Here is a 12906-nt window from a genome sequence, read left to right on the forward strand (position 1 = left end):
GGCCTGCCCCTGTATCAAGGCGCGGCGTTTCCCGGAGGACCCCATCATGGACAAGCATCTGATCGCAAAGCCCAATTGCTCTGCCGTCAGGAAAGTTTTCGTCCGTGCCCTCCATCACCATTTCCCAACTCAACTGGTCCACCCCTGACGGCATTCCCGTCCTTTCGGACCTGAATTTCCGTTTCACGACCGAACGACTCGGCCTTGTCGGGCGCAATGGCGTCGGCAAGTCGACCTTGCTTGGGCTGATCGCCGGAACCGGGATGCCTGGCAGCGGCATGGTGCAGGTCGATGGCAGCGTGGCGACGCTGCGCCAGACGGTGCAGGTCGCGCCGGAGGAACGGATCGCCGACCTGTTCGGCGTGCGCGGCGAGATCGCCCTGCTTGGCAAGGCGGAGCGCGGCGAGGCCGATATGGCGGAACTGGAGGCCTGCGACTGGACGCTGCCCGGGCGGATCGAGGAAGCGCTGGCGGCCGTTGGGCTGGCGGCCGACGCCGATACGCCGCTGCTCCAGCTATCCGGTGGCCAGCGCAGCCGCGCGGCACTGGCAGCGGCAGTGTTTGCGCGGCCCGACTTCCTGCTGCTGGACGAGCCGACCAACAATCTGGATGCGGAAGGACGCGCCGCCCTGGTCGACCTGCTTGGGGGATGGAAGGCGGGCGCGATCGTCGCCAGCCATGACCGCGCCCTGCTGGAGGCGATGGAGGCGATCGCCGAGCTGACGAGCCTGGGCATCCGTCGCCATGGCGGCAACTGGACCGCCTATCGCGAGCGCAAGGCGATCGAACTGGCCGCCGCCGGACAGGCGCTGGAACAAGCGGAGCGGCGCGTGAAGGACATCGCCCGCCGGACACAGGTCGCGGCCGAACGCAAGCAGCGCCGTGACGCCGCCGGCGCGCGCAAGGGCGCGAAGGGCGACATGCCGCGCATCCTGATCGGCATGCGCAAGAACCGGGCGGAAGGCTCCGGCGGAGAGGCCGCACGGCTGGCGGAGCGGCTGGGCCGCGATGCGGCAGCGGCGGCACAGGCCGCGCGCGGGCGCATCGAGATCGTCGAGAGCCTGACCGTCGCCCTGCCCCCCACCGGCGTGTCGGCGGACCGACCGATCGTGCGGCTGGAGGATGTGACGGCGGGCTATCGACCCGACGCGCCGGTCCTGCGCGGGTTCAGCCTGCGCGTCTCCGGGCCGGAACGGATCGCCATCACCGGCCCCAACGGCGCGGGCAAATCGACGCTGTTGAAGCTGATCGCGGGCCAGTTACCGCCCTTGTCCGGCACGGTGCAGCTATCGGTGGACTGCGCCCTGCTCGACCAGCGCGTCGGCCTGCTCGACCCGCAGGCCAGCATCGCCGGCAATTTCGCACGGCTGCATCCGCAGGCAAGCGACAATGCCATACGCGCGGCGTTGGCCCGTTTCCGCTTCCGGGCCGATCTGGCGCTGCAAAAGGTGGGGACATTGAGCGGCGGGCAGCTTCTGCGCGCGGGCCTTGCCTGCGTGCTGGGTGGAGACAGCCTGCCACCGCTGCTGATGCTGGACGAGCCGACCAATCACCTCGATCTCGATTCCATCGCCGCCGTCGAACAGGGTCTTGCCGCCTTCGACGGGGCGCTGATCGTCATCAGCCATGACACCGCCTTTCTGGAAGCGATCGGCGTCACGCGCAAGGTCAGGCTGGGATAGACGATCCGCTCAATGCGCGGCCGAGCGGTCGACCGTTCCGGTCGGGCGCGGGGCGAGCCACACCACCGCAGCGGCCAGGAACAGCACCAGCGCGGCGATGAAGAAGACATGGTCCATCGACACCACCTGCGCCTGCGCATCGACCAGATTGGCCACCATCTGCCGCGCCTGATCCGGCGAAAAACCACGGCTCGTGAGGTCGGCGATGGTCGTATCGGCGTTGAGCCTGCCGACCATCTCGTTGCGCGATATGCGCTGTCCGTCACCCCAGCCGGTCAGCACGAGAGAGGTGGAAATGGCAACCGCCAGCGTGCGCAGGAAATTCTGCATACCCGCGGCCGAAGCCGTTTCTTCCGGCCGGACGGACCCCAGGGTCAGCGTCGTCAGCGGGATCATGAAGAAGGGCATGCCGAAACCCTGGACAAGTTGCGGCAAGGCGATCGTCCAGAAATCCGCATCGGTGGTCCAGTGCGCCCGCCATAGCGTCATGAGGCCGATCCAGACGACCGCGCCGGAAATCATGATGCGCACGTCGGCCTTGCTGACCAGCCGCCCGGCAATCGGCGCCACGAAGATGGCGCTCATCGCCGTGAATGCGGTCGCGAGGCCCGCCCAGGCGGCGGTGTATCCCATCGAAATCTGCAACCATTGCGGGATGACGACGATGCCCGCGAAATAGGCGCCGAAGCACAGCGCCAGCGTGAACACGCCGGAGGTGAAGCCGACATGGCGGAACACGCGCAGGTCGACGATCGGATGTTCCTCCGTCAGTTCCCAGATGATGAAGACGCAGAAGCCGATCGCCGCCAGCACCGCCAGCATGACGATCAGCGGATCGCCGAACCAGTCGCGGTCACGGCCGATGTCCAGCATGATCTGGAGGCAACCGATCCAGAAGACCAGCAGCGCCAGGCCGATATAGTCGATGGGCAGCTTCACCCGGACCGTCTCCACCGGCCGCAGCAGCACCAGCGCGGAAAAGACGCACAGCACCGCGATCGGCAGGTTGATGAAGAAGATCCAGTGCCAGCTCCAATTGTCGCTGATATAGCCGCCGACGATCGGCCCCATGGCCGGGCCGAGGAGCGTCGTCATCGCCCACAGCCCCATGACGCGGCCGCGCTGATCGGGAGGGAAGATGCGCATCAGCAGCGTCTGCGACATCGGCATCAGCGGCCCGCCGCACAGGCCCTGGCCGATGCGGCACGCCACGATCATGCCGAGGCTCATCGACAGGCCGCACAATAGCGAGAACAGGCCGAAACCCACCATGCCCAGGATGAACAGCCGCACCGCGCCGAAGCGCTGCGACAGCCAGCCGGTCAGCGGCACGCAGATCGCCTCCGCCACGGCATAGCTGGTGATGATCCAGGTGCCCTGATCGGCCGAAATGCCCAGATTGCCGGCGATATGGGGCACCGACACATTGGCGATGGTGAGGTCGAGCACGACCATGAAATTGCTGAGCGCCAGCGTCAGCCCCGCCAGCAGACGGTGACGGGGCGACAGAAGCGAGAATGTCTCGGCAGGGCGGCTCACCAGCGGGCTTCCTTATTGGCCGGAAAGGTCGATCTCGGCTTCCATGGAGAGGCCGACCCGCAGCGGATGTTCGGCCAGTTCCCTGGGATCGAGCGCGATGCGCACGGGCAGGCGCTGCACCACCTTGATCCAGTTGCCGGTGGCGTTCTGCGCCGGGATCAGCGCCATGGAGGCTCCGGTGCCGCCGGAGAAGCCGACGACCTTGCCATGATAGACGACGCCGCTGCCATAAAGGTCCGACGTGACCGTGGCGGGCATGCCGACCTTGACCCGGCCGAGCTGGCGTTCCTTGAAATTGGCGTCGACATAGACCTGGGTCAGCGGCACGATGCTCATGATCGGCGTGCCCTGCGCGACGCGCTGGCCGACCTGCACCTGCCGCCGCGTCACCACGCCGTCGATCGGCGCGCGGATGACGGAACGGCCAAGGTCGAGCCGGGCATTGTCCAGCTTCGCCTTGGCGGCCAGCACGGCGGGATCGGTGTCGACGGTCGATCCGCGCACCAGCGCGTCGTTGGCGGCAAGCTGCCCACTGGCCGCGCCGCGCGTCGCTTCCGCCGTCGCCACCCCGGCCTTCGCCAGATCGAGCGCCGCCTGCGCGGCCGCATAGCCCTTGCGCGCGCTGGTCAGTTCCTCGCCCGAGACGGCGCCGTTCGGCGCCAGCGCCTCGCGCCGCCGCAGGTCGATGCGGGCCTTGTCGAAATCGGCCTGCGCCGTCGCGAGCTGGGCGCGGGCCTGGTTGATGTCGGCGGCGCGGGCATCGACCTGCGCGGCCAGCGATCCGCTGGTCGCCACGGCCTGGCGGAAACGGCGCTTCGCCTCGGCAAGGTCGGCCTCCGCCTGCGCCACGGCGATGCGGGCGTTGGTGGGGTCGAGCTTCACCAATATGTCGCCGCGCTTCACCGCCTGGGTGTCGGTCACCAGCACCTCGACCGCCTGGGCGGAGATCAACGGCGTCACCTGGGCCACTTCCGCGTTCACATAGGCATTGTCGGTACTGACATGGTTGCGGCCGACGAGCAGATACCAGGTCGCATAGACCGCCCCGACGAGCAGCACCGCCAGCGCGAGGCGCACCAGCCATTTCCTGCGGGTTTCCTGCCGCTGCATGGCGGCATCGGCCGCGTTTTCGGCCTGGCTCGCTTCGGCGGTGAATTCGGGCTTGGCGTCAGCCATGGGGGACATCCTTGGGCAACTGTTGGGCGTCGCTGGCGGCAAAACCGCCACCCAGCGCACGTATGAGGGCAATGTCGAGCGTGAAGGCGCTGGCCTCCAGCTCCGCGACGGTCTGGCGGGCGGCGAGAAGCTGGTCCTCGACATTCAGCACGTCAAGATAGGTGCTGAGCCCGCCTTCATAGCGCTGGCGGGCAATGCCATAGGCCTCTTCCGACGCCGTCAGAGCGGCGCGCGCGTCGGCCAGTCGCTGGTCGAGCGTACGGCGTCCGGTCACCGCGTCGGCCACCTGCTGATAGGCGCCGAGCACGGTCTTGTCGTAGGAGGCCACAGCCTCGTCATAGGCGGCCCGCACGCCGCGATACTGACCGCTGAGCGCGCCGCCGTGGAAGATCGGCAGGCTGACCGCCGGTCCCGCATTGCCGAACAGCGAATCCTTCTTGAACAGCGTGTCCGTGAAGGGGCTTGGTCCCCCGACGAACTGGCTGCCCTGAAGCAGGGTCTGGTAACCCAGCGACTGCACGCCGATCAGCGCGCTGAGGCGGATGGCGGGGAAGAAATCGGCGCGCGCCACCTTGATCCGCCTGGCCGCCGCCTCCGTCCGGGCCAACGCCGCCGCGATATCCGGACGGCGGGCGACCAGATTGGTGGTGACATCGGCGGGCAGGCCGAGCGGCCCCGGCTTGCCCAGTTGCGGCCGGGCGATGGCGAGACCCCGATCAGGCCCCGCGCCGATCAACGCGGCGATCTGATGCTGGCGGACCGCGATCGCCTGCTGCGCCCCGGCAAGCTGTGCCTTGGCGGAGGAAACGGTGGCATCGGCCCGCCGCTCGCTGCCACGCGTCTCCAGCCCGTTGGCGCGGCGGTCCGCCACCAGTTTCTGGCTGGCGGTGCGGATTTCCAGGGCGCGGGCCTGAATATCACGCTCGTCGTAGAGTTTGGCAAGGTCGGCATAGGCGTCAGCCACGCCGGTCGCCAGCGCCAGCCGCGCCTGCCGCGCGTCGATGCGCGCCGCCTGCGCCTCCGACGTGGCGGCCGCCAGCGCAGCGCGATTCTTGCCCCACAGATCGAGATCGAAGCCGAAATTCAGCGCCACCTGCCCGGTGCCCAGCCAGCCCTTGGGCACGAATTCCTTGGGCATGCCCATATTATAGCTGGATTTGGTGACGCCGGTCTTCGCGTCGAGATCGACCGAAGGCAGCAGCGGCGCCCCGGACTGCTGCACGACCGCATTGGCCTGGGCGAACCGGGCAGCGGCGATGGTCACATCGGGCGACCCCTTCAGCCCTTCCTCGATCAGCGCGTCGAGCTGCGGATCGCCATAGGCCTTCCACCAGCCCTCCGACGGCCATTGCGCCACATTGTCGGCGGCGAGGCTCTGCTGCGCGGCGATGCTGTCGGGCGCGCGCACGACCGGCTGGGGGCCGAGGTCAGGCACGGCGGCGCAGGCGGACAGCAGCAGCAGGGGCGCGGCAGGCTGGAAAAGGGGAGAGCGTTTGAAGGGACGACTCACGGACATATCAAACCGTACCAAAGAGTATGAAAATGGCCTTTGCGCCCGTTGCGAATCCTTGTCAACTGAAATGACGTACTATATGGTACGATTTTATGACACCGTCCGACACCCCTTTGATGAGCCGCCGGGAGGCACGCCGGCGCGACCGGCGCAAGGCGATCATGGAGGTCGCGGCGCGGTCTTTCCTGACCCATGGCTATGCGGCCACCACCATGTCGTCGATCGCCGCCGAACTGGGCGGATCGAAGGGTACGCTGTGGAGCTACTTCCCCTCCAAGGAGGCACTGTTCGCCGCCGTTCTGGATGAAGCGACCACCGCCTATCGCGCGCAACTGGCCGAACTGCTCGACCCCTGTGGCGATCTTCGGACGACATTGGAACGGCTGGGGCTCAACCTGCTGCAGAAGGTCACCTCGCCCACGGCGATCGCACTGAACCGGCTGGTCTTGTCGGAAGCGGCGCGCTTTCCCGAAATCGGAGCGATCTTCCACGAATATGGGCCGCTCCATACGCGCCGTCTGATCGCGGAATTCCTGGAGCGTGCCATGACCCGCGGCCTGTTGCGGACCGCCGATCCCCTGCTGTCCGCGCGCACCTATACGGTGCTGCTGATGTCGGGCTGTCACCAGATGCTGATGCTGGGCCTGATCCCGCAGGCAACGCAGGAACAGATCGCCGCCGATGTCGCCGTGGCGCTCGATTGCTTCATGCGGACCTATGCGCCCGACCCGGTGGCGCCGCGCGCGCGTTAACCATTTCTTTGCGCGCCCGTCCTACCCTGCGCGCCGCAGGAGGTGGGACGTCATGCAATTCTGGAAGCGCGATGCGATTCGCCGGACCGAGCAGGAAGAGGCCTTGGAAGCCCCGCGAACGGGGCGGCGGCTGCGCCTGTTGCTGATCGATGAGGACGCCACCTCCCGCGCGGTGGTGGCGCGGCGGCTGTCGCATCTGGGCTATGACGTGGCGCTTGCCGAAACCGGCTTTTCCGCGCTGGGCATGCTGGTGACGCGGCCGGCGGACATCATCCTGATCGACATGGGGCTGACCCTGCTGCCGGCCATCGCCACCATGCGCAAGATCCGCGCGGCGGGCCTTGGGACCAGCGCCTGCTTCGTGATGATCGGCGGACGGCAGGACAGGGTTTCCGCCGTCGAGGCGCTGGAGGCCGGCGCCGACGATCATGTGGTGAAGCCCTATGATTTCGACCTGCTCGACGCGCGGCTGCGGCATCTGTGCGCGCGGGCGGAGCAGATGGGCGAACTGACCCGGCACAATGCAGAACTGGACGCCCGCATCGCGCGCCGCGCGCTGGAACTGGGCGAAACGCGCGACGCGCTGGCGGAGATGCAGGCGGATCGGGCGCGTCTGGTATCCTCGATCCAGGCGCTGCACGACGAGATCGCGCGGCTCAACGCCGCACGCAACTGACCCGCTTCAGTTCACCCCAGCCCCTTTTTTCACTTCAACCATTGGGTGGCGGCAAACCAGCCGCCAATCCCCGCCGCCATGGCCACGCATACCCCGACCACCCCCCAGAAGGCCCAGGGTTGATGGGCATAGGGGATTCCGTCCACATTCATGCCGAGCAGGCCGGTCAGGAAGGTCAGCGGCAGGAAGACCAGCGCCACGACGGAAATGATCAGCGCCTGCCGGTTCATCTGCTCGGCGCGCAGGTCGGTCAGCTCTTCATGGGCGAGCGCCGATCGTTCGCGCACCGCTTCCAGTTCCTCGGCCATGCGGGCGCAGCGGTCGGCGGCTTCCTGCAAGTGCAGCCGGTCGTCGGGCTCCAGCCAGGGCGTGTCGGCGGCGGACAATCTTTCCAGCGCCTGCCTTTGCGGGGCGATGAAGCGGCGATAGCTGATCGCCGTCGCCCGGATTTCCGACACGCGCCGCCGCGCCTCGGCCGGGCCATGTTCCGTCAGCGCGCTTTCGATCTCGTCCAGGCCGTCGCCCAGTTCCGCGACCTCCGGATCCAGCGCTTCGGTGATCTGCTGCGCGAAGGCGGCGATCAGGTCGCCCGGATCGCGGATGAGGCCGCCCAGCATCTGCCGCCTGACCGGCTCCATCGCGGCAAGCGGGCGGTAGCTGACGGAGATGACGCGCGCCTGCTCGGCCCACAGGCGGATCGAGACGAGCGGGTCGCCCACATCCTCCTCCGTCGCGCCCAGCCCGCGCAGGTTCACCAGCGCGCCATGCGCCATCAGCGTGCAGCGCGGCCGGGTTTCCTGCGCCAACAGCGCGGACAGCGCGGCTTCGGGCATATGGTCGCAACGAGCCGCGACAGCGCGGGCATCCTCCCGCCAGCCATCGGCATGGACCCAGCTGAAGGGCGCATCCTGCGTCCGTGCGCAGAAATCCTCCAGCGAGATTTCATGCGCCTTGCCACCGTCGAAGAGGAAGACCCGGCTCATGCCATCGTCTCCAGCCAGAGCGACAGGCCCTCGCCCGGTGCTTCGGGCTTGACCGCAGCCGGAATACGCACCGCGTCGGCCCGTGCGCGGTCGAGGATCGCCGCAGGCACATCGGGCGCATGGTAGATGCGGTCAGCCTCCCCCAGCAGACGCGCGGCGCGCAGGGTCAGGTCGTCGGGATCGGAGGACAGCAGCCGGATGGTTTCCAGCCGGTCGGCGGCGGCATCCGCATTGTCGGCAAGCCAATCGGGCATGGCGTCGACGGCCTTGTCGGACAGCGGGTCGATCGGCCCGCCCGCCGCCAGCCCGGCGTCGATCCCCCGCCGCCGCGCCGCCGCCTCCGGCCAGCGGGCCCGGATGGCATCGCGTGCCTCGTGGAGGGCGACGGCCAGATTTCCCAGTCGCGCGGGCAGCAAGGCTTCGATCCGCTGGCGCAGCGCCTTGGCCAGCCCTGCCGAGGCGCCGCCCGTACCGATGGCGATCAGCACCGGATCACGGTCAATGATGGCGGGCAGGGTGAAATCGCACAGATCCGGCCGGTCGGTCGCGTTGACGAGGATACCCCTGGCCCGAAGCCTGGCCACGGTCGCCGCATCGCCGTCCGACACGATGGCGAGCGCCGCCTCTTGCGTCTCACCCACGACACGCGCGCCCGCCCGCTCCAGCAGACGGCGCTTGGCGTCCGCAGCCTCGCCTTCGCCGGTCAGTATCACGGGCTTGCCCGTCAACCGCAGGAAGACGGGCAGGCTTTGCATCAGCTATTCACCCAGTCCGGGATGCTGTCCCCGTTGATCAGCGCCTCGATCGGCGGACGGGCGCGGACCACGGCCCATTTGTCGCCCGACACCAGCACTTCGGGGGTCAGGGCGCGGCTGTTATAGGTACTCGCCATGGTCGCGCCATAGGCGCCCGCGGTCATGAAGGCGACCAGGTCGCCCGCGCCCACCACATCCATGTCGCGGTGCATGGCGAAGGTGTCGCCCGTCTCGCAGACCGGGCCGACGACATTGGCGGCGGCACGGCTACCCTTGGGATGGACGGCGCGGATGTCGTGCCAGGCGTCGTAGAGGCTGGGCCGCAGCAGGTCGTTCATCGCCGCGTCGACGATCACGAACGGGGCCTGCGCGCCCTGCTTCACCCGCACCACCTGCGACAGCAGCACGCCCGCATTGCCGACGATCAGGCGGCCCGGCTCGAACATCAGGCGGACGTTCCAGCCCTGCGTCACCTTCGTCACCATCGCGCCATAATCGGCAGGGCTGGGCGGCAAGGGCTGCGAAGGATCATAGGGCACGCCAAGCCCGCCGCCGAGGTCGGCGGTGCGGATGTCATGGCCTTCGCCGCGCAGCTTCTCGATCAGCGCGCCGACCTTGATGAAGGCGGCTTCCAGCGGATTGAGGTCGGTGAGCTGGCTGCCGATATGCACCGCCACGCCCTGCACGTCGAGGCCGGGGAGGTCGCGGGCGGCGGCATAGCTGGCCAGCGCGCGGTCATAGGGGATGCCGAACTTGTTCTCCGACTTGCCGGTGGAAATCTTGGCATGGGTGCCCGCGTCGACATCGGGATTGATGCGATAGGCGACCGGAGCCTTCCTGCCCATCGACAGCGCCACTTCGGACAGCATCTCCGCTTCCGGTTCGCTCTCCAGATTGAACTGGTAGATGCCCTGCTCCAGCGCGATGCGCATTTCGTCCGCCGTCTTGCCGACGCCGGAGAAGACGATGCGGTCGGCCGGAATGCCCGCCGCGATGGCGCGCAGCAATTCGCCCGCCGACACAACGTCCGCGCCGAGGCCCAGCTTGGCCAGGGTCGCCAGCACGGCGGCGTTGGGATTGGCCTTCACCGCGAAGGCGATCAGCGGATCGGCAAGCTGCGACAGCCCGTCGCGGAACACGCCGACATGGCGGGTCAGGGTCGCGGTCGAATAGATATAGACGGGCGTGCCGACCTGCGCGGCGATCTCCGCCACCGGCACCTGCTCCACAAGCATCGCGCCGTCGACATAGTTGAAATGGTCCAAGTCAGTCTATCCTAGAGAAATTTGAGCGCCGAAAACCAACGCCAAAACCTTAACGAGGCTCGCTCTCGGGCGGCAGATCGAATTCGTCCTCGCCGCGCACCTTCGATTGGGTCAGCAGTTCGACATTCCGTTCCGGCCGCGCCTGGATCGAAGGCGCGGTGAGCTGGGCCGCCGTCGGTGCCGTGGCCGCGCCTACGGGCACGGCGGGCAATTTCTGCCCCGCGACGGGTTTGAGCGGCTGACGGCCGCCGCAGGACGCAAGCGCCAATGCCAGCCCGGCCAGCGCAACTCCCCTGGCAATCCGTGCGATCGTCACGTCTTCGGCCCTTCCAAGTCCTTGCGCGCCTCGGCGATCCGCGCCCGCACCTGATCGGGGGCGGTGCCGCCATGGCTCTTGCGGCTGGCGACCGAGGCATCGACCGTCAGCACCGCATAGATACGCTCATCGATCCGCGCATCAATGGCCTTCAACGTCTCGATGGGCAGATCGGCGAGCTGCACGCCGGCCACCTCCGCCGCCGCGACCGCGCGGCCGGTGATATGATGCGCCTCGCGGAAGGGAATGCCGCCTTCCCGCACCAGCCAGTCGGCAAGGTCCGTCGCGGTGGCGAAACCACTCTCCGCCAGGCCGCGCATCCGGTCGGTACGGAACGTCACGGTCTCGATCATGCCGGTCATCGCCGCGATGGAGAGGCCCAGCAGGTCGTGCGCCTCGAACACCGGCGGCTTGTCGTCCTGCATGTCCTTGGAATAAGCGAGCGGCAGGCCCTTCATCGTGACGCAGAGCGCGTTCATGCAGCCCATGATCCGCCCGGCATGGCCGCGCACCAGCTCGGCGGCGTCGGGGTTGCGCTTCTGCGGCATGATCGAGCTGCCGGTCGAATAGGCGTCGGGCAGCTTGATGAAGCCGAAGGGCTGGCTCGCCCAGATGATGAATTCCTCGGCCAGGCGCGAGAGGTGCAGGCTGCACTGGGTCGCCGCCATCAGATAATCGAGCGCGAAGTCGCGGTCGGACACGCTGTCGAGGCTGTTGTCGGTCGGCTTGGCGAAACCGAGCGCCGCCGCCGTCGCATGACGGTCGATCGGGAAGCCGGTTCCGGCCAGCGCAGCCGCGCCCAGCGGACATTCGTTGAGCCGCGCGCGGGCGTCGGCAAAGCGGCTGCGGTCGCGGCGGACCATCTCATAATAGGCCATGAGGTGATGGCCCAGCGTCACCGGCTGCGCGGACTGAAGGTGGGTGAAGCCCGGCATCACCGCATCGGCATGTTCCTCGGCGCGGGTGAGCAGCATCGCCTGAAGGCCCTCCAGCCCCGCCTCCACCTCATCGATCGCGTCGCGCACCCAGAGGCGGAAATCGGTCGCCACCTGGTCGTTACGCGAGCGCGCCGTGTGCAGCCGCCCCGCCGTCGGACCGATCAGCTCGGCCAGCCGCGACTCCGTGACCATGTGGATGTCTTCCAGGTCCAGATCGACCGGCACGCCGTCGGCTTCATATTCGGCGGCGATGCGGTTCAGCCCCTCGGTGATCGCCTGCGCGTCCTCACCGTCGACGACGCCCTGTTTCGCCAGCATCGCGACATGCGCCTTCGATCCGGCGATGTCCTGTTTCCAGAGGCGCTTGTCGAACGGGATGGAGGCATTTATCTCCCGCATGACCGAAGCCGGACCTGCCGCGAAGCGTCCGCCCCACATGCTGTTGGAGCTTTTCCCCGTGCGATCATCCTTACCCTGCGTAATGACACTGCTCCTGCTGGCTGGCCTTGGCGCGTGCGATAAGCAATCGCCGCCCGCCGGGCAAGGGCCGAAAGCCACCAGCGGCGAGGCGACCGGGCCCGCGCAGAGCGGCATTCCGGGCAAGGGGGGCGAGTTCAGCTATACGCTCGACAGGTCGAAGGCCGGCACCCCTACCCCTGACTTCACCTTCCAGAACCCGGACGGCAGCGACGCGAAGCTCAGCGATTTTTCGGGCAAGCCGATGCTGGTCAACCTCTGGGCGACCTGGTGTGCGCCCTGCGTCGCGGAAATGCCCACGCTCGACGCTGTGGCCGCGGATTATGGCAAGAAGGGCCTCGCCGTCCTCACCATCTCCCAGGACAATCAGGGCGAGGCGGTGATCAAGCCCTTTTTCGAAAAGCATCCGCTGCCGCATCTCAAGGGCTGGATCGATCCGGAAAACCAGTTCGGCTTCCATTACAACACCGGCATGCTGCCTACGACGGTCATCTACGATGCGAAGGGCAAGGAAATGGTGCGGGTGGTCGGCGCGATGGACTGGAACAGCAAGGAAGGCCGCGCGCTCATCGAGGCAGCCATGGCGAGCTGAGATCATGCCGGTTTCCCACACCTGGCTGACGGAATCGCGGCATGCTCCTGCGGCGGCAGGAGCGGCACGACGATATAAACAGATGGCTTGGATTCCACTGAAACGAACTTCCTTCAGAAATACGCCATAGGCATTGCAAATGCGCCCGGATACATGCGCCCAATCCCTTGTCACGTTGCCGTGCAACATAGCATAGATTGATGATTTTCTAGGGAAACAGAGCAGAAATATTTCATATTCAT

At 67.5% G+C, this 12906-nt stretch carries 12 protein-coding genes; 4 read left to right on the plus strand and 8 right to left on the minus strand.

All coding sequences use genetic code 11. From position 1 onward, the window contains the following. Window positions 1–104 precede the first annotated feature (104 nt). On the plus strand, window positions 105–1682 hold the full coding sequence (locus YP76_RS01315) for an ABC-F family ATP-binding cassette domain-containing protein (protein ID WP_046761813.1): 1578 nt from the start codon (window positions 105–107) through the stop codon (window positions 1680–1682). A 9-nt stretch (window positions 1683–1691) separates the two neighbouring features. Here the strand turns inward: YP76_RS01315 and YP76_RS01320 are convergent, their stop codons facing one another. The 3 genes from YP76_RS01320 to YP76_RS01330 are packed head-to-tail and all read right to left on the minus strand — an operon-like array spanning window position 1692 to window position 5913. After that, window positions 1692–3221: a DHA2 family efflux MFS transporter permease subunit gene (locus tag YP76_RS01320; RefSeq protein WP_046761814.1), complete on the minus strand. Its 1530-nt coding sequence runs from the start codon at window positions 3219–3221 to the stop codon at window positions 1692–1694. Between the two features lie 12 nt (window positions 3222–3233). Continuing rightward, complete coding sequence (locus tag YP76_RS01325; protein WP_046761815.1) at window positions 3234–4397, minus strand: EmrA/EmrK family multidrug efflux transporter periplasmic adaptor subunit; 1164 nt, start codon at window positions 4395–4397, stop codon at window positions 3234–3236. Beyond that, on the minus strand, window positions 4390–5913 hold the full coding sequence (locus tag YP76_RS01330; RefSeq protein ID WP_046761816.1) for an efflux transporter outer membrane subunit: 1524 nt from the start codon (window positions 5911–5913) through the stop codon (window positions 4390–4392). Before YP76_RS01330 ends, YP76_RS01325 begins: the two co-directional genes overlap by 8 nt. 113 nt (window positions 5914–6026) lie before the next feature. On the opposite strand from YP76_RS01330, the gene YP76_RS01335 reads away from it, so the two are divergent. Then, window positions 6027–6662, plus strand: coding sequence for a TetR/AcrR family transcriptional regulator (locus YP76_RS01335; protein WP_046762555.1), 636 nt, complete (start codon window positions 6027–6029; stop codon window positions 6660–6662). Window positions 6663–6714: 52 nt separating this feature from the next. Beyond that, complete coding sequence (locus YP76_RS01340) at window positions 6715–7338, plus strand: response regulator transcription factor (RefSeq protein ID WP_046761817.1); 624 nt, start codon at window positions 6715–6717, stop codon at window positions 7336–7338. Window positions 7339–7367: 29 nt separating this feature from the next. Here the strand turns inward: YP76_RS01340 and YP76_RS01345 are convergent, their stop codons facing one another. The 5 genes from YP76_RS01345 to argH are packed head-to-tail and all read right to left on the minus strand — an operon-like array spanning window position 7368 to window position 12033. After that, window positions 7368–8321: a zinc transporter ZntB gene (locus tag YP76_RS01345; RefSeq protein ID WP_046761818.1), complete on the minus strand. Its 954-nt coding sequence runs from the start codon at window positions 8319–8321 to the stop codon at window positions 7368–7370. Further along, window positions 8318–9076 carry a precorrin-2 dehydrogenase/sirohydrochlorin ferrochelatase family protein gene (locus YP76_RS01350; protein ID WP_046761819.1) on the minus strand — a complete coding sequence of 253 codons (759 nt, stop codon included), beginning with the start codon at window positions 9074–9076 and terminating at the stop codon, window positions 8318–8320. The genes YP76_RS01345 and YP76_RS01350 overlap by 4 nt, the downstream gene beginning before the upstream one ends. Continuing rightward, complete coding sequence (gene lysA, locus YP76_RS01355; RefSeq protein ID WP_046761820.1) at window positions 9076–10341, minus strand: diaminopimelate decarboxylase; 1266 nt, start codon at window positions 10339–10341, stop codon at window positions 9076–9078. The genes YP76_RS01350 and lysA overlap by 1 nt, the downstream gene beginning before the upstream one ends. 49 nt (window positions 10342–10390) lie before the next feature. Continuing rightward, window positions 10391–10657 carry a hypothetical protein gene (locus tag YP76_RS01360; RefSeq protein ID WP_408640417.1) on the minus strand — a complete coding sequence of 89 codons (267 nt, stop codon included), beginning with the start codon at window positions 10655–10657 and terminating at the stop codon, window positions 10391–10393. Beyond that, window positions 10654–12033: an argininosuccinate lyase gene (argH, locus tag YP76_RS01365; protein ID WP_046761821.1), complete on the minus strand. Its 1380-nt coding sequence runs from the start codon at window positions 12031–12033 to the stop codon at window positions 10654–10656. The genes YP76_RS01360 and argH overlap by 4 nt, the downstream gene beginning before the upstream one ends. A 43-nt stretch (window positions 12034–12076) precedes the next feature. Here argH and YP76_RS01370 point away from each other — a divergent pair, with 43 nt between their 5' ends. Continuing rightward, window positions 12077–12664, plus strand: a complete 588-nt coding sequence (locus YP76_RS01370) for a TlpA family protein disulfide reductase (protein WP_046761822.1) — start codon at window positions 12077–12079, stop codon at window positions 12662–12664. Window positions 12665–12906 lie beyond the last annotated feature (242 nt).

This window comes from Sphingobium chungbukense (genome assembly GCF_001005725.1).
GTDB classification, from domain to species: domain Bacteria; phylum Pseudomonadota; class Alphaproteobacteria; order Sphingomonadales; family Sphingomonadaceae; genus Sphingobium; species Sphingobium chungbukense.

What these genes read in the sequence shown, in the direction of transcription:
- YP76_RS01325 (WP_046761815.1), bottom strand. Translation starts at nt 4,397, where the DNA reads ATGGCTGACGCCAAGCCCGAATTCACCGCCGAAGCGAGCCAGGCCGAA.
- YP76_RS01330 (WP_046761816.1), bottom strand. Translation starts at nt 5,913, where the DNA reads ATGTCCGTGAGTCGTCCCTTCAAACGCTCTCCCCTTTTCCAGCCTGCC.
- YP76_RS01335 (WP_046762555.1), top strand. Translation starts at nt 6,027, where the DNA reads ATGAGCCGCCGGGAGGCACGCCGGCGCGACCGGCGCAAGGCGATCATG.
- YP76_RS01340 (WP_046761817.1), top strand. Translation starts at nt 6,715, where the DNA reads ATGCAATTCTGGAAGCGCGATGCGATTCGCCGGACCGAGCAGGAAGAG.
- YP76_RS01345 (WP_046761818.1), bottom strand. Translation starts at nt 8,321, where the DNA reads ATGAGCCGGGTCTTCCTCTTCGACGGTGGCAAGGCGCATGAAATCTCG.
- YP76_RS01350 (WP_046761819.1), bottom strand. Translation starts at nt 9,076, where the DNA reads ATGCAAAGCCTGCCCGTCTTCCTGCGGTTGACGGGCAAGCCCGTGATA.
- argH (WP_046761821.1), bottom strand. Translation starts at nt 12,033, where the DNA reads ATGTGGGGCGGACGCTTCGCGGCAGGTCCGGCTTCGGTCATGCGGGAG.
- YP76_RS01370 (WP_046761822.1), top strand. Translation starts at nt 12,077, where the DNA reads ATGACACTGCTCCTGCTGGCTGGCCTTGGCGCGTGCGATAAGCAATCG.